At 64.5% G+C, this 19399-nt stretch carries 17 protein-coding genes; 15 read left to right on the forward strand and 2 right to left on the reverse strand.

The window, feature by feature from the left end; translation table 11 throughout:
- The first annotated feature begins 7 nt into the window (after positions 1–7).
- Positions 8–1270: a S8 family serine peptidase gene (locus tag RH858_RS01765; RefSeq protein WP_310561023.1), complete on the forward strand. Its 1263-nt coding sequence runs from the start codon at positions 8–10 to the stop codon at positions 1268–1270.
- A gap of 73 nt (positions 1271–1343) precedes the next feature.
- Positions 1344–1958, forward strand: coding sequence for a helix-turn-helix domain-containing protein (locus RH858_RS01770; protein WP_259533524.1), 615 nt, complete (start codon positions 1344–1346; stop codon positions 1956–1958).
- A 78-nt stretch (positions 1959–2036) separates the two neighbouring features.
- Here the strand turns inward: RH858_RS01770 and RH858_RS01775 are convergent, their stop codons facing one another.
- Together RH858_RS01775 and RH858_RS01780 are read right to left on the reverse strand one after the other, a co-directional pair.
- Positions 2037–3329: a BGTF surface domain-containing protein gene (locus tag RH858_RS01775; protein WP_259533525.1), complete on the reverse strand. Its 1293-nt coding sequence runs from the start codon at positions 3327–3329 to the stop codon at positions 2037–2039.
- Between the two features lie 86 nt (positions 3330–3415).
- Positions 3416–4813: an NAD(P)/FAD-dependent oxidoreductase gene (locus RH858_RS01780; RefSeq protein WP_259533526.1), complete on the reverse strand. Its 1398-nt coding sequence runs from the start codon at positions 4811–4813 to the stop codon at positions 3416–3418.
- A 160-nt stretch (positions 4814–4973) separates the two neighbouring features.
- Between RH858_RS01780 and RH858_RS01785 the strand changes: the two genes are divergently transcribed.
- The 13 genes from RH858_RS01785 (at position 4974) to RH858_RS01845 (ending at position 19345) form a co-directional block, all read left to right on the forward strand.
- Positions 4974–6326, forward strand: coding sequence for a sodium-dependent transporter (locus tag RH858_RS01785; protein WP_259533527.1), 1353 nt, complete (start codon positions 4974–4976; stop codon positions 6324–6326).
- Between the two features lie 79 nt (positions 6327–6405).
- Positions 6406–6600 (forward strand): methytransferase partner Trm112, encoded by a 195-nt coding sequence (locus tag RH858_RS01790; protein WP_310561024.1) that lies wholly within the window; start codon positions 6406–6408, stop codon positions 6598–6600.
- 148 nt (positions 6601–6748) lie between these two features.
- Complete coding sequence (locus RH858_RS01795) at positions 6749–7339, forward strand: hypothetical protein (RefSeq protein ID WP_310561025.1); 591 nt, start codon at positions 6749–6751, stop codon at positions 7337–7339.
- Between the two features lie 133 nt (positions 7340–7472).
- Positions 7473–8111: a 50S ribosomal protein L1 gene (locus RH858_RS01800; protein ID WP_259533530.1), complete on the forward strand. Its 639-nt coding sequence runs from the start codon at positions 7473–7475 to the stop codon at positions 8109–8111.
- Positions 8108–9148 (forward strand): 50S ribosomal protein L10, encoded by a 1041-nt coding sequence (locus tag RH858_RS01805; RefSeq protein WP_259533531.1) that lies wholly within the window; start codon positions 8108–8110, stop codon positions 9146–9148. The genes RH858_RS01800 and RH858_RS01805 overlap by 4 nt, the downstream gene beginning before the upstream one ends.
- A gap of 15 nt (positions 9149–9163) precedes the next feature.
- Positions 9164–9496, forward strand: coding sequence for a 50S ribosomal protein P1 (gene rpl12p / locus RH858_RS01810; protein WP_259533532.1), 333 nt, complete (start codon positions 9164–9166; stop codon positions 9494–9496).
- Positions 9497–9575: 79 nt separating this feature from the next.
- Complete coding sequence (locus tag RH858_RS01815; protein WP_259533533.1) at positions 9576–10814, forward strand: tripartite tricarboxylate transporter permease; 1239 nt, start codon at positions 9576–9578, stop codon at positions 10812–10814.
- A 170-nt stretch (positions 10815–10984) separates the two neighbouring features.
- Positions 10985–14629 (forward strand): ATPase, T2SS/T4P/T4SS family, encoded by a 3645-nt coding sequence (locus tag RH858_RS01820; RefSeq protein ID WP_310561026.1) that lies wholly within the window; start codon positions 10985–10987, stop codon positions 14627–14629.
- Entirely contained in the window at positions 14626–16668 is a 2043-nt protein-coding gene (locus RH858_RS01825) for a type II secretion system F family protein (RefSeq protein ID WP_259533536.1), read from the forward strand. Before RH858_RS01820 ends, RH858_RS01825 begins: the two co-directional genes overlap by 4 nt.
- A complete protein-coding gene (locus tag RH858_RS01830) occupies positions 16665–17201 on the forward strand; it encodes a hypothetical protein (RefSeq protein ID WP_259533537.1) in 537 nt (178 codons plus the stop codon). Before RH858_RS01825 ends, RH858_RS01830 begins: the two co-directional genes overlap by 4 nt.
- Complete coding sequence (locus RH858_RS01835) at positions 17201–17839, forward strand: hypothetical protein (RefSeq protein ID WP_310561027.1); 639 nt, start codon at positions 17201–17203, stop codon at positions 17837–17839. Before RH858_RS01830 ends, RH858_RS01835 begins: the two co-directional genes overlap by 1 nt.
- Positions 17827–18831, forward strand: a complete 1005-nt coding sequence (locus RH858_RS01840) for a hypothetical protein (protein WP_310561028.1) — start codon at positions 17827–17829, stop codon at positions 18829–18831. Before RH858_RS01835 ends, RH858_RS01840 begins: the two co-directional genes overlap by 13 nt.
- Entirely contained in the window at positions 18824–19345 is a 522-nt protein-coding gene (locus RH858_RS01845) for a hypothetical protein (RefSeq protein ID WP_310561029.1), read from the forward strand. The genes RH858_RS01840 and RH858_RS01845 overlap by 8 nt, the downstream gene beginning before the upstream one ends.
- The last annotated feature ends 54 nt before the right edge of the window (positions 19346–19399 follow it).

A 19399-nucleotide genomic window follows, 5' to 3' on the forward strand; every position in this document is an offset into this window, starting at 1 on the left:
GTGACCAGTGAAAAGCCGGGAGATCGCGGTGGCGCTGTTCGTGCTGGGAAGCGTGGCGGCGCTGACTGTCGGTATCGGCGCAGTCACCCTGACTGTCGAGGACGTCGAGCCGGGGGACGGACAGCCGGCGACCCTCGACGACGGGACGATAGCGGAGGTTCACGAAGCGGGGATCACCGGCGAAAACGTCTCGGTTGGGGTACTCGACGTCACAGGGTTCGATCGAGACGCCATCGACGGTGAAATCGCCGACGGAGAGACGTTCGGTGAGGGACAGTCGGTCGACGGCGGCGATCGTCACGGCACGGCGACGGCTGCGACGGTCGCCCGCACCGCCCCCGAGGCGGAGCTGTACCTCGCGGCGTTCGAGACCCCCGACGACTACGAGGCTGCGCTGGACTGGATGCTCGAACGCGACGTCGACGTGATCGTGACTCCGGTTGCATACGCCGGAGCGCTCGGGGACGGGACCGCCGAGCTCGACCGCGCGACGACAGCGGCAGTCGATCGAGGGACGGTAGTCGTCGCCCCGACGGGGAACTTCGCCGGTGGCCACTGGTACGGGAAGTACAACCCGACGGAAGAAGGACTCCACACCTTCGACGCTGGTCCCCTGAACGAGGTACAGGGTCCACCGGGGCGGGCGGAGTTCTGGCTCGCTGCGGACACCCCCGAAAGCTACGCGATCGAACTCCACCGGATCGGCGACAGCGAGACGGAGCTCGTCGCCAGATCGGTTCGACACCGAAACGAAAGCCAGCGACTGACCGTTCGGCTCGACGATGACCGCTACGCGATCGCGATCAGGGGGCCGGACGATTCCGACACGGACGGCGACGAGATTCGGGTCGCGACGACGACGCACACGCTGGCGGACGCCCGGACGGAACGAAGCGTCGCTTCGCCCGCAGCCGCCCCGGGTGCGATCGGCGTCGGCGCGGTCGATCCCGCGACCGGGGAGGTAGAGCCGTTCAGCGGACGCGGGCCGACCGCCGACGGCAGGCTGGGCGTCTACGTTGTCGCCTCGAGCAGTCAGCCAACGGACGGCGGACCGTTCGTCGGCACGTCCGCTTCCGCGGCGTACGTCGGCGGTGTCGCCGCCCTCGTGCTCGATTCGGACCCCGACCTGGAGCCGGACGAAGTGCGCTGGACGCTCGCGACGACAGCCGGCGCTCAAAACGACGTGAGCACACGGGTCGGTCACGGTCGCGTCGATCCGGCAGCTGCGATCGCAGCGGCCGAGGAACGATCCGATCGCGACCGCGAGTAGCGACGATCTGCCGCTCAAATCCGCATTTAACCTACGGAAAGCTATGTGTCACTCGAAACCGAACCAGCGACCGATGTCGACGCTCACCGATATCCTCCCGACAGGTCCCCCGACGTCCGAGGCCAGGACCCGGATCGTCGAGATGGACGACGAGGAGGCCGACGACGTCTTCGACGTCCTCGCAAGCGACACCCGCCGAGACGTGTATCGGCGTCTGCTGGAGGAGCCGGCGACCGCCTCCGAACTGGCCGACCGGCTCGACACCTCCCTCCAGAACGTGTCCCACCACGTGTCTGCCCTGGAGGACGCTGATCTCGTGGAGGACGTCGGTCGGCGCTACTCCGAGAAGGGCAACGAGATGGTCGTGTACGGCCCGACCAGCGATCCGCTAGTGTTCGTCGGGCAGGAGGAGCTCCGGTCGCGCCTCGACCGGTCACTGTCGGACGTCGTCGCCGGCGTCGGCCTGCTCGCCGGCGGGGCACTACTCGTCCAGTGGGGTGCCTATCAGCTGTTCTCGCCGGACCGGGCAGCGGCAACCGCGATTGATCCCGCGAGTTTTACGGCGGGAGCGAACGACGCCGGCGGCGTATTCGTGTGGCTCGTTTTCGAGGCGGGCGAACCGGGGCTGTTGTTCTTTTTCGCCTGTCTGTTCGTCGCGGCAATCGCGTCGACGGTGTTGCGTCGATAGGGTTGCGTCGAGAGCGTGACGGTGCCGTCGTTACGGAAAGACAAGGCGAAAGCCTCGCGGTTCACCGCGGGGAGGAAGTCAATGACGACGACCGAGGCCGACGATCAGCCCGATCCCGACGACCGCGAGCCCCGCACCGACGACGAGCGCGCCGACTCCGCCGAGCGCGTCGCCGGGAACGGGGAGCGTGGCGCCGTCGGATTCACCGTCGTCGATCCGGGTGTCCGTCTCTCCGCCGGAACCGTCACCGGCGCCGTCACCACCGGCGGATTCGACGACGACTCCGGGGGCCGATCCCTGCACGTCAGGGTTGTCGGTCGCCCGCACGTGGACAGTGAACTCGGTCCCGGGCGGGATCTCGTCGAGGTCGACCGCGGCCTCGAAGGTGCCGTGTTCGTCGACGGTGGTCTGGTTGGAGACGAGGAACGAGATGCCGTCTGCCTCCCCGCGGAGCCGGATCTGGACGCCCTCGCCTTCCTCGAGGTCCGCCTCGCCGACGATCCGCTGGTCCGGTTCGGCCTCGAGTTCGAGCTGGTCGCCTTCGTACACGAGTACGACACCCTGGCTCTCCTGGGTTCTGTCGCCGTCATCCGGGTCGTCGGTCGCAGAACCCTCGACGACACCCGTCGTGGATCCGACCGTCCGGTTGTCGTGGCGGGCGACCACCTCGAAGTCGGCTCCGGGCTGGACGTTGCTCGCGTCGAACGTCGCCTCGAACCGCTCGTCCTCGACGACCGCGTCCTCCGACAGCAGGAACGCCCCGTTTCCGGTCGATCTGACCCGAATCTGGAGCTGTTCGCCGTCTGCGAGGTCCGCCTCGCCGGTGATCGTCTGTCCGTCGGTTGCTTCGAACTCGTCGATCGGGTCGAACACGACGATCGGTTTCACTTCGAGGACCGAGCGGTCGACCGGTTCGTCGTCGGCGACGAGTTGCAGATCGTGGAGCCCGCCGGGGGGCCGTTCGCGCTCGAGATCGTTCGCGTGGACGGTGACGTTCTGGAGCATGGCACCGTCGGTCGAGAGATAGTCGTCTGGTTCCTCGGCGCTTGCGTTTCCGGTGTCGAACAGGATATGAATCTCGTCGTCGTGATCGATGACAGTCGCCTCGACGTGGAACTGCTCATCAATGTCGATCACAACCTCGAACGGCTCGTCGCCGGGCGCGTCGATCCCGATCCCCGCCTCGTCGGGGGGCGCGACGCTCACGAGCTGTTGGTCGAATTCGGGCGGTTCGGCCGTCTCGTTCGTTTCGGTGTCCGCTGCAGCCGTTGCGGGGACTGCAAGCGCAGCCGCGACTGCGAGGACCACGACGAGGAGTACGACGCGCCTCGATCGCAGCCCGGTCGCAGCCTGTTGGAGGGTTTCGGGCATCGTTTCCCGGTAGCTCGCTATCGGTAGTTAAACCGCGGATAGCTAAAATGAAGGGTTGAGCGACGTCCGGTTGCGCACACAGGGCGTCACAGCTCGTACACGTACTCGTCTTCGGTCAGTTGGGCGTAGGCACCACGGAGCTTCCGTTTCTGCCACTTGTAGGAAACCACCAGCTTGGCTGCCCGAAGCCCCGCCGTGTACGTCTTTTCGACGAGTCCCTTCCCCGCCTCCGCCGCGAGCATCGCGTCGGCACAGGAGATGACGCGGTCCCAGTCGTTCGGAGTGTATCCGCGAACCACCTCCGCCATCGTCAGGTTGCGAAGCACCTCGTCCCCGATCGCCTCGTGCCACCGGTGGTTGTATGCAGAGAGATCACCGCGTGCGGCCAGTTCGCCGGCGATCGCTCCGGTCCGGACGGCCACGTGATCGCCCCCCTCGTGGAACGCCGACGTCGATCCCATCGCCCCCCCGGCGACGGCGATCCCTGCGTCCACTGGAGATTCGATCGGTCTGGTCGAGGAGATGGCGTACGTCTCCGTCCCGTCCCGTTTCCCGGTTCCGTCGACGATCGGGAAGTCGTCTTCGACGTTGTAGTCGTCGCCGTATTGCCATTCCAATAGCCGGCGAATGTACTCGCTGCCGCCGGGTATGCGATCGTCTCCGGGACGGAGCAGCCTGTAGGAATCACGGGCCTCGACGTCGTCGATCTCGAGTCCGATCGGCATCGTCAACCCGACGCGACACACTCGGTCATTGTTCGGAAACACCCACGGATACGCGGTGTGGCCGGGCATTACACCCCACCAGAACCGGATGCTGGAGTCGACGTCAGCGAACGCCTCCTCGGGAAATCGACGGTACTCCTGATAGGCGATGTGGTTGGCCGTGCCCGAAGCGAGGATCTCCGAGGCTTTCCGTCCCTCGGGGAGGAACCGATCCAGCACGCGGTTCGTGACGGTTCGCTGGGGGCCGTCCGCGAGCACCAGGAAGTCGGCGCCGACCGTCTCGCCGGACGCCAGATCGATCTCGTGTCTCGGCTCTTCGGCTCCCGGTCCGGCCGAGAGATCGGTTCGGACGTCCTTGACCGAGACGCCGACCCGATACTCCACACCGGCGTCTTCGGCCCGTTCTCGGAGCCAATCGTCGAACCGAGCCCGATGGAAGGTGTAGCCGAAATGCTCGTAGGAGGAATCGATTCCCGTCCCGTACAGCGTGGCCTTCGCGTTGGGCCCGACGAACTCCGCCCGGTCGAGCGTGCGCTGGACGACACCGTCCGGGAACTCGTCGGGATGGATCCCCATGATGTCGACCCAGTAATCCAGGATACCGGCGGCGTCCGTCGAATCGGGACCGAGTCCTTCGCGGTCGGCACGCGGAACTCCCTTCTCGCAGACGAGCGTCTCCGCACCACCGCTCGCGGCCGCGTGGGCCGCCGAAGAGCCGGCCGGTCCGCCTCCGACGATCGCGACGTCGACGCGTTCCATACACGCTACCGGCACCGTTTCAGTATTAAACCCACGGAAGACGGACAGTCCGTGTTTCCCGGACGAAATCCGCGGCCGGCACGAATTCTTCCCGAAAGATCGTCAAAAATGACCCATTTGAAAGGACAGGTTTTTGCGTTCCGTAAAGAGACGGAATCGCATGGCACGCGAAACGTGGGCGACCCGCATTGGATTCATCCTGGCTGCGGTGGGGAGCGCGGTCGGGCTCGGAAACATCTGGCGGTTCCCGTTCCAAACGGGGCAGGAAGGGGGCGCAGCGTTCCTCCTCGTGTATCTGCTGTTCGTGGTTGCGATCGGGTTTCCGGCGATCCTCGTGGAGTTCGTCATCGGGCGCCGGACCAACCTCAACGCGGTGGGATCGTTGCGCGAACTCGGCGGTGGCGCCTGGCGGTACGTCGGCTGGCTGTTCGTCGTTACCGGATTCGTCATCCTCTCGTACTACAGCGTCGTCGCCGGCTGGTTCGCGCGGTATCTCGTCGTCGGCGTCACCGACGGGTTTGTCGTCACGACAGAGGCTGAAGCCGCAGAACTGTTCGGCACCGTGTCGACGGGACTCGACTCGCTCGTGTTCCACGCGATCTTCATGGCGCTCGTGATCGGCATCGTCGCGATGGGAGTTCGACGGGGGATCGAACTGGCAGTGAAGGTGATGGTGCCGGCGATCATCCTGTTTTTGATCGGCCTCGCGGCGTACGGAGCGACGCTCGACGGCGCGAGCGCCGCGTACGCTTACTACCTCTCGCCGGACTTCGGCGCAGTAATGGACAACTGGACCAGTCTGCTACCGGCGGCGGCGGGCCAGGCGTTCTTCACGCTCTCGCTGGGGATGGGCGTGATGATCACCTACGCGTCGTATCTCGGCGAGGACCGCAACCTCGCGACCGACGCAGGCGTGATCGTCTTCCTCGATACCGCGATCGCGGTGCTCGTCGGGTTCGTGGTGTTCCCCTTCATCTTCGCGGCGGGGACGGATCCGGGCCAGATCGCCGTGGGGGCGATCTTCTTCAGCCTCACGCAGGCGTTCGCGACACTCCCGTTCGGCACACTACTGGGGATCGTGTTTTTCGGCGTGGTGACGATCGCCGCGCTTTCGAGCGCGATCAGCATCCTCGAGGTGCTGGTCTCGTATCTGATCGACGAACACCCGATCGACCGGCTCCCGGCGACGATCGGTGCGGGGTTTGCGATCTTCCTGCTCGGCGTCCCGGTGACGCTGGATCTGGTGTTCCTGGACCTACTGGACGGGTTCGCAGACGGCGTGCTGCTGGTTCTGGGCGCGTTAATTCTCGTCGTGTTCGTCGGCTGGGTGATCCCCGACGTCGGGCTCTCGGAACTGCGACAGGGGATTCGGGGCGCCGATCCGTGGGACGACATCTGGCTGTGGATGGTCCGCATCCCGATCGTGATCGTGTTGGTGATCGCACTCGCGCTCGGCACACTCGATTACGTGGACTTCCTCGCCACTGACTTCGCCGAGTGGCTCGGAAGCTGACACGTCGTTCGGCCCATCCCGCGACCGATCGAAGGTCGGATCCACAGGTTTTTCCTGACGCCGACCGTTCTCCCGGGCGATGAAGGAGTCGCTACTGGACATCCTCTGTTGCCCGGTTGACAAAGCCGATCTCGAACTCCACGTCGAGGATCGAACCGACGAGGAGATCCTCGAGGGCACCCTCACCTGCACCGAGTGTGGCGAGGAGTACCCGATCGAGGACGGGATCCCGAACCTCCTGCCGCCGGACATGCGCGACGAAGCGCCGGCGTGAGGCTTCGATCCGAGACGAGTCCGGACGCGATTCGTCTCGGAGCGGCGCTTGTACAGCCGGAAGATCCGGAGGCAAATAGACCACGCTGGAGGATCAGGGGATCGACGGAGCCTGAACCTTTTTGCTCCGTGCCTGTGATCTGGCGAACGTGGCAACCGTTCCCGTCGACCTCAACCGCGGCCGTACCCACCAACTCGACGCGCCCGGAAGCGTCACGGTTTCGGGGTCGTTCGCCGTGGTGCTCGAGAATCACGGTGCACCGACTCACGTGCATCTCAACTTCGATGACGACCTCTCGCAAGTCGTAACCCTCGGGGAGGGGAACCACTACGTCGAAGGCGGCACGCCCCACGAGGTTTTCGTCGACGTCGAACCTATCTCCGAGCCGGTGACTGGCCGCCTGAAGGTCGTCACCGGGTACGGAACCGAGACGGAATACGTGTCCGTGACCATCGAACCCGGGCCCGCCGGCAAGGCCCCGGTCGAAGTCGACGAGGCGCTGTCGAAGCCAAACGCCGGGAAGTCGTCCGGCCGGGAGCCACCCGACTACGTTCCGCTCCGGGAGCGAGCCGAGGAGGCCATCCCGGAAGGACCACAGCTCGCCGTCGGGGCCGTTGCGGCAGGCGCCGTGGTGCTCGCCGTCGTCGTCGGGATCTCGATCGGTTCGACCGCCGTGCTCGTCGGGACAGGGATCGTCGTCGGTGCCGCGATCGCGGCGCTTTTGCTCTCCAACGAGTAGCAGTGTGGAGGAGTGACACCCGCCCGGCAGCTTCGACGCTTTTAAGGCCGTCATCGGCCTCCATCCGATGAGACAGGCGCAGCCTGTTTCACTGACCCGTAGCAGCGGTCACCGCGTACTACGGAGGTGAATAATGGCAGACTCAATCGAACAAGCAGTTACTCGCGCACTCGAGGAAGCCCCACCCCGGGAGTTCCGGGAGACGGTCGACCTCGCGATAAACTTGCGCGATCTTGACCTCAACGATCCGTCGAATCGCGTCGACGAGTCGGTGGTTCTGCCGGCCGGAACCGGACAGGACACCACCATCGTCGTCTTCGCGGAGGGCGAAACCGCCGTCCGCGCCAGAGAAGTCGCCGATCAGGTACTCGACTCCGACGACCTCGAGGACCTCGGCGACGACGACGACGCCGCGAAAGACCTCGCGGACGACACCGACTTCTTCGTGGCCGAAGCGAACCTGATGCAGGACATCGGCCGGTACCTCGGGACCGTTCTCGGTCCCCGCGGGAAGATGCCGACCCCGCTTCAGCCCGACGACGACGTCGTGGAGACGGTGAACAGAATGAAGAACACGGTCCAGCTTCGCTCCCGAGACCGGCGCACGTTCCACACGCGCGTCGGCGCGGTGGACATGTCCGCCGAGGAGATCGCCGAGAACATCGACGTCATCGTCCGGCGGCTGGAAGCCGACCTCGAGAAAGGACCACTCAACATCGACTCCATCTACGTGAAAACCACGATGGGGCCGTCCGTGGAGGTGCCCGCATGAGCTCGGAGGCCCGTCGCACGGAGACGATCCCCGAGTGGAAACGGGAAGAGGTCGACGCGATCGTCGACTTCCTCGAATCCTACGAGTCGGTCGGCGTCGTGGGCGTCACCGGCATCCCGAGCCGACAGCTGCAGGCGATGCGCCGGGAGCTGCACGGCTCCGCGGAGCTCCGCATGAGCCGCAACACGCTCGTCGTCCGCGCGCTGGAGGAGGTCGACGAGGGGCTGGAGACGCTGACCCAGTACGTCGCCGGCGAGGTCGCCCTCGTCGGAACCAACGACAACCCGTTCGGCCTCTACCAGCAGCTCGAGGAGTCGAAGACCCCCGCCCCGATCAACGAGGGCGAGGTAGCCCCGAACGACATCGTCATCCCGGAGGGCGACACCGGCGTCGATCCGGGACCGTTCGTCGGCGAGCTCCAGCAGGTGGGGGCATCGGCCCGCATCATGGACGGCTCAATCAAGGTCACCGAAGACTCCACGGTGCTCCCGGAGGGCGAAGTCGTCTCCGATCAGCTCGCGAGCGTACTCGCCGAACTCGGTATCGAACCGAAGGAGGTCGGACTCGACCTCAAGGGCGTCTACTCCGAGGGCGTGCTGTTCGAATCCGACGAACTCTCGATCGACGTCGACGAGTACCGCGCGGACATCGAGTCCGCCGCCGCCGGCGCCCGGAACCTCTCGGTCAACGCGGCGTATCCGACCGCGAGGACGGCCTCGACGCTCATCGCGAAGGCGACCGGCGACGCGAAGGCGGTCGGTCTGTTCGCCGAGATCGAGAGCCCGGACGTCGTTCCGGACCTCATCGGGAAGGCCGACGGTCAGCTCCGCGCGCTCGCCGCTCGGATCGACGACGAGGAGGCGCTCCCCGAAGCCCTGCAGGGCGTCGACGCGCCCGCAGCCGAGACGGGAACGGAAGAGGAACAGATCGACGAAGACGAGGCGGAAGACGCCGAACAGGCCCCCGAAGACGGCGACGACGAGGACGACGAAGACGACGAGGACGGTGCCGAGGGCCTCGGCGCGATGTTCGGATAACAACGGAGAAGAACAATGGAATACGTTTACGCAGCACTCATCCTGAACGAGACGGGCGAAGAGATCAACGAAGACAACATCACCGCGATCCTGGAGTCGGCCGGCGCCGACGTCGACGAGTCGCGCGTCAAAGCGCTCATCGCGGCGCTCGAGGACGTCGACATCGAGGAGGCCATCGAGACGGCCGCAGCCGCACCCGCCGCGGGTGCCGCGGCCGCGGGCGGTGCAGACGAAGCCGACGACGAGGAAGCCGACGACGAAGAGGAAGCCGAGGAGGCCGACGACGACGACGAAGACGAGGAAGAAGAAGACGCCTCCGGAGAGGGCCTCGGCGAGCTGTTCGGCTGACGCCGGACGCGACGCCCCGACTGCAACCGGTCGATCGATTCTCCCTTTTTAAGTAGAAAGACGGTGCCATCCGTGAGCGATGGATCCGGTCGTCCGCTTCGTCGTCGATCCCGGCTTCGCGCTTGCAGCGTTCGCGTTTCTGCTCGCTGGAGCGACGCTGGGGGCGGTGTCGGGGCTGGTTCCGGGGCTACACGCGAACAACTTTGCGCTGCTTCTGGCGGGGATCGCTCCAAGCATTCAGGCGGATCCGTTGCTCGTCGGCGTCGCGATACTCGCCGCCGGCGTCGTCCACACGTTCCTCGACATCGTGCCGGCGCTCGCGCTGGGCGTTCCCGACGCGGCGATGGCCGTGGCTGCTCTCCCGGGCCATCGGCTCGTGATCGCCGGGCGCGGTCGGGAAGCGCTTCGGCTCTCGGCGGTCGGCTCCGCAGTCGCCGTCGCCCTCGCGGTTCCGCTTGCGATACCCGTCACGTGGGCGATGGTACGTGCGTATCCGACGATCAGGGCCCACCTCCCGTTCGTGCTGGCAGGGGTGGTGGCAATCCTCCTGGTGACAGAGTCGTCGCGCAGAGCCGCCATCGCCGGCATGATGGCGTTTCTGGCGAGCGGAACCCTGGGTCTCGTGACACTCGATCTGGATCCCGCCGCGCCACTGGGTTCGGGCGGTATGCTCGTACCGCTTTTCACGGGGCTGTTCGGCGCCCCGGTCCTCGTGGAAGCGCTGGGTGGAAAGGGCGTCCCACCGCAGGCTGACGCCCGGATCACGATGCGGCCCCGATCGCTGGGGCTGACAGCCGGCGCCGGATCGTTCGCAGGGGCGCTGGTGGGATATCTGCCCGGCGTTTCGGCGGCGATCGCGTCGGTGCTCGCGCTGCCAGCCGTACCGGCAGCCGACGCGGACCGGGGATTCATCGTGTCGACGAGCGGCGCAAACACGGCTAATACGGTGTTCGCGCTCTTCGCGCTGGTCTCGCTGGGAACGCCACGGACGGGAGTGATGGTCGCACTCGAACGGATCGAAGTGCCGTTCGCGTTGCCGGTACTGCTACTTGCAACCGCAACGGCAGCCGTCGTCGGGTTCACGCTGGTGTTGCTCGTCGGCGACGCGTACCTCCGAATCGTCGGAACGGCAGATTACACCCGCGTGTCGGTGGCGGTGCTGGCTGCGCTCGTCTGTCTGTCGGGACTGTTCGCCGGTCCGCTCGGCGTCGCCGTGTTCCTCGTGTCGACGCTTTTGGGTCTGATCCCTCCACGACTGGGCGCCAGACGGGTCCATCTGATGGGCGTACTCATCGTTCCGCTCGGTCTCTCTACCTGACGGAGAGGACACAGTATCGGTTTCAGAACGGATAATTTGAACGATATTCCGTAGAAACAAAGAGTATACCCGCCTCAGTACGTCGATTATAAATTCTATGTAACCCGGTATAAATATCTCCGATGAGAACGGTCGGAACGCTTTTTGAGGGTGGCGGTTTGGATAAAACGATGACAGACGAGGACGCCGACGGCCCCGAGGCAGGGGAATCGACGGGGGAAGAGGGGGTCGAGTCCTCGCCTCTCGAGACGGACGCGGACGCCGACGGGTCCACCTCCAGTGAGGGAGGTTCCGAGGGGGGAGACCTCGAAGGAGGCGACACGGAATCCGACGTCGAGGACGAAACCCTTCCCGAGCCCGCCGAAAGCGAGACGGAACTGGCTGGCGATTCGGAGGAGCGATCTAAAGCGCTCGAGGGACCCGGCGACGGGGCCGAGGGCCCGATCGGTGAGACCGACGTGGGACGGACAGACGACGAGGATAACACCCGGGAGACACCGGAACTCGAGGGCGAAACAGCCGTTTCGCCGGAGGGCGAGTCAGCCGACCGAGAGGCTGATGCAGTTCGAGACGAAGAACCGGGTCGACAGGACGAGGAACCCGAACCGCCGGAGTACACCGCCGTCGTCGGCGAATACACGTGGGACGATTTCCTGCGGGAACACGGCTACGAGGAGGCTGCCGAAGCGCTGTACGCCCGGTTCGACACCGCCCCCGGAAGCGAACGGTGGGGTGATGGCGAAGTCGACCGGAGCCTCGAGGAGAGAGACTGGGAGCGTGCAGGTGTCGATCCTGCCGAGTTCCTCGGCTTCCATCCCGACGAACTCCTGTGGCGACTCGGCGCCGCCGACAGCGTCGGCTCCCGACTCCGGGAGCTCGCCGCGGAGATACACGATCTCTCGAAGACGCCACCGATCAAGGGATACTACACCTGGGAAGATTACAAAAAAGAGTTCTTCTACGACGAGGAGGGGAATCCGCCGACCGACGAGGAGGGAAATCCGCTGGCGTTCGATCGCACGGAAGCGCTCGGATTCGACCCCGAGGGGACCGAGAACGTCCTCTCGGCCGGGAAGGAAACCGCCGAACGGCTGCTCGATCTCGAGGACGAACGCACCGTCGACGTCCAGGAGGAACTCGACGAAAACGAGTTTTTCGGTACGACCGAAGGGAACACGACGCTGGTCAACCGGTACGACCTCGAGAAGGCCGTCCCCATCGAGAAGAAGACCCATTTCCGGGAGGTCGAGCGCTACTGGGTGAACAAGCCGTACTCGTTCGTGATCATCTTCCACTCCCGGAAGGAGAACGAAAAGAAGTACTACGCGGTCCAGCCGCACCTGAACGAGATCGAATCGCGGATCCAGGAGTACCTCACGGACAAGATCCGCACCTCGATCAAATACTCCGACGAGAACGTCGCCGGCGCAGGCGAGGGCGAACGCCGCGACGTGATCAAAAGCGAAGCCTATCAGCTCCTCGATCGGTACGACCTCTACGAACGCGAAAACGAGCCGCTCGGAAACAAGCTCCAGGGGACGCTGGGGCTCGAGCACGAGGGGTGGATCGGGGGCTTACTGGACGCGATCGGGTACGAGGAACCCACCAGTGACGTCGAGCACCTCGCGGGGCTCTCTGCGCGGCCGGAACGGGCGGTGATCGAGGACGATCCGGAGACGCTAACCGAGTACCAGGTCGAGAAACTGCTGTATTACCTCATCAGGGATTTCATCGGCTACGAGCGCATCGATCCGATCAAACACGACATCAACGTCGAGGACATCTCCTGTGACGGGTACAATTCGCCGGTGTTCGTCTACCACAGTGACTACGAACAGATCATCTCGAACGTGTACCACGGAGAGACAGAACTCGACGACTTCGTCGTCAAACTCGCCCAGCGATCCGGGAAGGGCATATCCAAGCGTTCACCACAGGTGGACGCAACGCTTCCGGACGGCTCCCGCGCGCAGCTCACCCTCGGCAAAGAAGTGTCCGACCACGGGACCAACTACACGATCAGGCAGTTCAAGGACGTCCCGTTCACGCCGATCGACCTGATCAACTGGAACACCTTTGCGCTGGATCAGATGGCGTTCCTGTGGCTGTGTATCGAGAACCACAAGTCTTTGATCTTCGCGGGGGGCACCGCATCCGGGAAGACGACGAGTCTGAACGCGGTGTCGCTTTTCATCCCCTCGAACGCGAAGATCGTCTCCATCGAGGACACCCGAGAGGTCGAACTCCCACAACGCAACTGGATCGCGTCGGTCACCAGACCCTCCTTTACCGCCGACGACAAGGGGGACGTCGACGAGTTCGATCTGCTGGAGGCGGCGCTGCGCCAGCGGCCCGACTACATCGTGATGGGCGAGATCCGCGGTGAGGAGGGGCGCACGCTGTTTCAGGTCATGTCGACGGGCCACACCACCTACACGACGTTCCACGCGGACAACGTCGGTGAGGTGCTCAAGCGCTTCACGACGGATCCGATCAACGTCTCGAAGACGATGTTTACCGCGCTGGATCTGGTTTCGGTCCAGTCGTCGACGCGGGTGAGAGGGAACAAAGTGCGACGGAACAAGTCGCTCACCGAGATCAACCACTACGACCCCGAAAACGACGAGATCAACGTTCAGGACGTCTTCCAGTGGCAGGCAGAGACCGACGAATTCCTCAAGATGGGGGCATCGAACACGCTCGAGGAGATCAAGTTCGACCGCGGCTGGAAACAGGAGCGGCTCGAAGAAGAACTGTTCAAACGCCGGGTCGTGCTCGCGTACCTCATCGTCAACGGACTCAACACCTACGCGCAGGTGGCGGCGACGCTGCAGGCGTTCATCAACGACCCGGACACGATCCTCGCGCTTATGGCCAACGACGGCCTCGAACAGTCGCTGGAAGACCTCCGGGAGATGGAGTCGGTGCTGATCGACGTCGACCCGGAAAAAGAGGAGATGGTGCCACGTCCCGACCCCGACGAGGAGGGACTCGCCGAGGCGAAACGCATCCTCGAGGAGGCCGAAGAACTGTTCGCAGAGTACCGCGACGTCGAACCCGGCGACGTGGCGGACGCGCTGTTCGACGTCGACGGGGAAGCGACCGTTGAGGCGTCCGCCGGCGAGGATCGACCCGCACTGGAGGCGGCAACCGAGGACGCCGACGGGGAGGCGGCCGATCCTTCCGGACCGGCGGAACCGCCGTCCCCGGACGGAGACACGGAAGGACCACCCAGGATCACCGGCGACGGCGAGGGGATCGAGGCGTCGGGCGAGCTCGAGGGAGAAACCACAGCCGAGGCCGACGGCGAACTCGACGGGACGACCGTCGCGGGTGAACTCGACGGAGACACTGCAAACGACCCCGACGATTCGTTCGGAACTCCGGCGGGAAGCGACGACGGCGACGCGAACCTGGAGGGGCTGTTCGACGACATCGACGGCGGCGACGAGCCGGCAGACGACGTGACGTTCGACGAGCCGGCAGACGACGTGAGCTTCGACGACTCGGCAGACGACGTGACGTTCGACGAGCCGGCAGACGACGTGAGCTTCGACGAGCCCTCGTTCGACACCGGAACCGACTCCGAGTTCGACACAGAATCCGGATTCGGAAGCGTCGATGCGGGATCGAGCTTCGACGACGGCTCCTCCAAGCAAGAGCGGTCAGTCGGGTCGGACGGTACACTCGACTCGGACGACACCGAGGACGAACTCGACGACTGGGGATTCGGTTCGGTCAACGAGGACGACTCCGCCGACGGTGACGGGGCAACTGACGGCGGAGAGAGCCCCGAAACGAGGGAGGACGGATGAGCCTCGAAACGGGATCCAGCGGCGGTCTCGGCGGGGACGCAGACCCCCTCGCGAGCGCCTTTTATCCGGTGTTCAAGCGGCTGTTCGACGAGGACGGCGATTTCGTGAGCGACGTCGACGTCAAGCTTACGCAGGCGCGGATCCCCGACCCGGTCGAGATGTATCTCTCCCGTTCGCTGGGGCTGGGGATCCTCGTCGGTGCCGTCTTCTGGATCGTCGGCACGGCGATCGGGTGGGGAATCTTCCAGTTCGGGCTGATCGATCCGGAGACGCTCGGGCTCGGCGTGCCGGTGCCGACCGCAGAGATGGGAGCGCTGTTGCGCTCGCTGGTCGTTCCCGTCACGATCGGCATCACCGGAATCGTCTTCGGCGGGATCGGGTTCGCGATGGGGTTCGGGACGTTGATTGCGATCCCCTACTCGCGGGCCTCCGCGAGAAAGCGGGAGATCAACATGCTGCTTGCCGACGGAGTCTCGTTTATGTATGCGCTCTCCGTGGGCGGGATGAACCAGCTCGAGATCCTGCGGGCGATGGCCCGCGCCGAGGACACCTACGGGGAGGTCTCCCGGGAGTTTCAAAGCATCATCAACGAGACGGAGTTTTTCGGCACCGACTACCGGAACGCGATCAGACAGCAGTCGATCGAGACGCCCAGCGACGAGCTCTCGCAGTTCCTCACCGACATGCTGTCGATCATCAACTCCGGCGGCGACATGGAGCAGTTCCTGAAAGACAAGAAGGAAAAGCATCTCCGGACCGCCAAACAGCAGCAGGAGATGACCCTGGAGACGATGGAGCTGTTCGGCGAGATGTACATGACGCTGTCGCTGTTCCCGCTGTTGCTCATCATCATCCTCGTCATCATGAGCATGCTCGGCGACGCGGAGGCGTTCCTGTTGTACGCGAGCGTCTACGCGCTGATCCCGCTTACCGGGGTCGGCTTCCTCGTGCTGGTCTCGACGGTCAAACAGGACGAGCCCGGCGATGGCTATCTCCGCCCACAGGGCGGCAGCCAGCGGCTCCACGAGACGAGCCAGGAGAGCCTGCGTCACCTCGGTCTGATCGAAGGGTTCGTCGGCAACTACAACGTCTTCGATCGGATCAAAAGCCGGGAGGGGACCTACCTCACGAGCAAACTCCTCAAACAGCCGCACCTGTTTTTCCGTGACAATCCCCTGTACACGCTGGCGCTTACGGTTCCGGCGGCGCTTGTGCTGTTGGCGATCGCGATCACGTCCGGGCGGGCCCCCCTCTCCCCCGACGGCTGGATCTCGAACCCCGTCTGGAGTACGTTCATCTGGGTGTACGTGCCGCTGTATCTGGTGTTGGTTCCCCTCGCCGTCTTCCACGAGTGGAACGTTAGGTCGCGAGCGGCAGTCACGGGGAAGCTCTCGGAGAACCTCCGGAAGCTCTCGTCGGCGAACGACACCGGACAGACCCTCCTCGAGTCGATCAACTCCGTGGCTGAGACCTCCTCCGGGAAGCTCGCAGACGAGTTCGACGTCATCTACACCAAGGTTAACTACGGGATGAGCCTCCGCGAGGCGCTGGTCGAGTTCAACAACAAATACCACATGCCCCGCCTCGCGCGGACCGTGAAGCTGATCTCGGAGGCACAGGAGGCATCCTCACAGATCACGGACGTGCTCTCGACTGCCGCCCAGGCGTCGGAGAACCAGGACGACATCGAACGCGAACGGCGCTCCAGAACCCGGATGCAGGTGGCAATCATCCTGATGACATACCTGACGCTGCTCGCGGTGATGGCAATCTTGCAGACGCAGTTCATCGACGTCATGGCCGAACTCACGGCTGGCGCCGAGGAAGCCGACGGCGCCGCACAGCAGGGCGGCCCCGACTTCGGCGCCGGCGTCGATCCGTCGCTGCTGTCGCTTCTGTTCTTCCACGCCGTGACGATCCAGGCGATCCTGTCCGGGTTCATCAGCGGCTACATCCGGAACGCCGACATCGTCTCGGGGGTGAAGTTCGTCGTCGTGCTGATCACGCTGGCGCTGGCCACGTGGGTGGTGGTCGGATGATCTTCGAACTCATTCCCGGCGGATCGACGGACAGTTGGACCCGTTCGTCGCGAGCCCAGACGACCCTGGACTTCGCGATCGGCGCCGGGGTGTTCCTCGTCGCGATCGCGTTCGTCGTCGCGTTCGTCCCCGGGATGTTCGTCCCGTTCGACGCCGACACGGGGACGATCACCGCCGACAGAGTAGCCGATTCTGCCGCCAAGGACCTGCTTGGCGATCCCGCCGAGCCCGGCGCACTGGACACCGCCTGTACCGTCGGATTCTTCGCTCAGATGAACGGCGGCCAAGCGCCGGACGACTGCCGGTTCGATCCCGACGCTGAAGAACCCGGAGAGGTGTTCGGAGTCAGCGACCGGATCAACCTGACAATTGAGGAGCGCGACGGACCGATCGTCGAAACGGAAACAAAAGCCGGAGACCCCATCCAGCTCGCTGCGGGCGACGACCCGGCCACTGCACAGTCTGTGTCGACCGTCCGTCGAACGGTACTGTTCGACGGGGGATCCAAACGGCTCGTCGTGAGGGTCTGGTAATGGCTGACTGGAAACAGACAGTGCGCGGGCAGGCGCACACCCTCGAGGCGATCACGGCCGCGCTGCTCGTGCTTTCGGCGGTCGTGTTCGCCCTGCAGGTGACGGCAGTGACGCCCCTCACCGGCAGCACCTCGAGCCAGCACATCGAAAACCAGCAAACTGAGATGGCAGAAGGGCTTCTTGCCGCCGAAGATCGACAGGGGACGATAAGCGAGACGCTACGGTACTGGAACGAGTCGAACGGCCGGTTCCACGGAGCAACTGGAGACGGATATACGGCGGGTGGCCCTCCGACAGCGTTTGGCGAAGCGTTGAACGAGACGTTCCTGGATAGAGGCATCGCGTTCAACGTCCAGGTGCGATACGTTGATCCGGACGACGGCTCCCGTGGCAACCAGCAGATCGTCGATCTCGGGGAGCCCAGCGATCACGCCACGACGGCGACCCGTCTCGTCACGCTGTACAATTCGGACCCGCTTTTGGATGCCGACGGGAACGAGACCGGAACGACTGTTGGCGATGCAGATGACAAAGACAGGTTTTACGAAGACGAAGACGACGACGTCGAATTGGATGTCTCCCCGGAGACTGACCTGTTCACCGTCGTCGAGGTGGAGGTGGTGGTATGGCGGATGTGAATTGGTCGCACGGTTGCGACCAGGACCACGACCGGGGTCAGCTATTCCTGGTCGGGGCGCTCGCACTCGCAGTGACGTTCGTGGTCCTGGCGCTGGTGATGAACGGCGTCATCTACACCGAAAACGTCTCGGCACGCGACCTGGCGACCTCGACCGCCCCCGCGATCGAGTACGAAAACGAGGCGAAAAGTGTGGCCGCAACGCTTGTGGCTACAGAGCGAGGCGACGACTACGACGAACTGGAGGCGACCGTCGCCGGGGGGCTGTCGGCCTGGAGCAACACCACCCAGCCGTTCGGTGCAGTCGAGGGTCGGCTCGCCGGCGTCGAGGACACGACCGGCAGCAACGGCACAGCGCTGGCACAGGACACGAGTGACCGGAACTTCACTTCGGTGAACGACGCGGAGTCGTGGACGCTCGCGACCGACGTAAAAACGAGGGACGCGTGGATCAACGCGACTCCCGAGGTGTCGGAAGACGACATCGAGAACGAAACCTTCGCGGATTTGACTGACGACGGCGGGCCCTTTTACATCAACGTCACCGACGGCGGAGGCGTGGACGTGACCGTGTTCGTGTACGAGGACGAAAACAGCGACGACGCCTGCGTCGCAGTGTTCGACGGCGACACGTACGAAAACAGCAGTTGCGCCGACGCCGAAAACATCTACGTCGACCTCGTCGACGGGACGTACGGCGAGAACTCGATCGACCAGAGCGACGAACACGGGTGGCTCCAGGTCCTCGAACGCGCCGGACCGGATCACACCCTCGAGTTCGGCAACGCCGACGCCTCGGACGGGACTTACCAGTTCGTCGTCGACGCCGAAGACGACGACGTCGAGTCAGACAACTTCGGAACCGATCCCGACGCCGAGCCGTACGCCGAACGGGCGCTGTACGACGTCGAGTTCCAGATCAGGTACCGGAGCCAGAACGTCCGCTACGAGGCGACGGTTCGCGTCGCACCGGGGGAACCGACGTATGAGTGACTCGCAGCTCCGGCGGGACGAGGGTAACGGGAACCCGTCGATGGACCGAGGCCTCTCTACGACTGTCAACTACGTACTCGCGCTGGCGATCACGTCGATCCTCATCTCGGGACTGCTCATCGCCGGGAGTGGATACATGGAGAGCCAGCGCACCATCGCGGTCGGAAACGCTCTCGATGTCCAGAACGAACAGCTCGCCGATTCGATCGGCGAAATTGACCGACTCGCGGCCGCGATGGACGGTTCAGAGGGCGATGCCGCAATTAGAGTCAACCTGCTGGACCGGGTGATCGACCGGTCGTACGACATTGCGGTGACAAACGAGAGCGACCCCGACGATCGGCGATACACCTATCGCCTCGAGGCAACGAGTGGCGACGTCGAACGCGACACGCTCGTCAAAACGTCGACGCCGATCCAGGAGACGTCGGTTCGTGGGGGGTCCACGGTGATCCGGTACGAGATCGAAAACGGGGATCCGGTGCTCGTTCTCGAAACCGCCGACCGGCTGTAAAATCGTCCGTAGACGTCCTGAAAAGGGGTTTTAACGGCACATTTAATACCCTTA

It is taken from the genome of Halalkaliarchaeum sp. AArc-GB, from assembly GCF_031432225.1.
Classification (GTDB): Archaea; Halobacteriota; Halobacteria; order Halobacteriales; family Haloferacaceae; genus Halalkaliarchaeum.

What these genes read in the sequence shown, in the direction of transcription:
- RH858_RS01820 (WP_310561026.1), top strand. Translation starts at nt 10,985, where the DNA reads ATGACAGACGAGGACGCCGACGGCCCCGAGGCAGGGGAATCGACGGGG.
- RH858_RS01800 (WP_259533530.1), top strand. Translation starts at nt 7,473, where the DNA reads ATGGCAGACTCAATCGAACAAGCAGTTACTCGCGCACTCGAGGAAGCC.
- RH858_RS01785 (WP_259533527.1), top strand. Translation starts at nt 4,974, where the DNA reads ATGGCACGCGAAACGTGGGCGACCCGCATTGGATTCATCCTGGCTGCG.
- RH858_RS01790 (WP_310561024.1), top strand. Translation starts at nt 6,406, where the DNA reads ATGAAGGAGTCGCTACTGGACATCCTCTGTTGCCCGGTTGACAAAGCC.
- RH858_RS01780 (WP_259533526.1), bottom strand. Translation starts at nt 4,813, where the DNA reads ATGGAACGCGTCGACGTCGCGATCGTCGGAGGCGGACCGGCCGGCTCT.
- RH858_RS01815 (WP_259533533.1), top strand. Translation starts at nt 9,576, where the DNA reads ATGGATCCGGTCGTCCGCTTCGTCGTCGATCCCGGCTTCGCGCTTGCA.
- RH858_RS01845 (WP_310561029.1), top strand. Translation starts at nt 18,824, where the DNA reads ATGAGTGACTCGCAGCTCCGGCGGGACGAGGGTAACGGGAACCCGTCG.
- RH858_RS01805 (WP_259533531.1), top strand. Translation starts at nt 8,108, where the DNA reads ATGAGCTCGGAGGCCCGTCGCACGGAGACGATCCCCGAGTGGAAACGG.
- RH858_RS01830 (WP_259533537.1), top strand. Translation starts at nt 16,665, where the DNA reads ATGATCTTCGAACTCATTCCCGGCGGATCGACGGACAGTTGGACCCGT.
- RH858_RS01825 (WP_259533536.1), top strand. Translation starts at nt 14,626, where the DNA reads ATGAGCCTCGAAACGGGATCCAGCGGCGGTCTCGGCGGGGACGCAGAC.
- RH858_RS01835 (WP_310561027.1), top strand. Translation starts at nt 17,201, where the DNA reads ATGGCTGACTGGAAACAGACAGTGCGCGGGCAGGCGCACACCCTCGAG.
- RH858_RS01770 (WP_259533524.1), top strand. Translation starts at nt 1,344, where the DNA reads ATGTCGACGCTCACCGATATCCTCCCGACAGGTCCCCCGACGTCCGAG.
- RH858_RS01840 (WP_310561028.1), top strand. Translation starts at nt 17,827, where the DNA reads ATGGCGGATGTGAATTGGTCGCACGGTTGCGACCAGGACCACGACCGG.
- RH858_RS01775 (WP_259533525.1), bottom strand. Translation starts at nt 3,329, where the DNA reads ATGCCCGAAACCCTCCAACAGGCTGCGACCGGGCTGCGATCGAGGCGC.
- rpl12p (WP_259533532.1), top strand. Translation starts at nt 9,164, where the DNA reads ATGGAATACGTTTACGCAGCACTCATCCTGAACGAGACGGGCGAAGAG.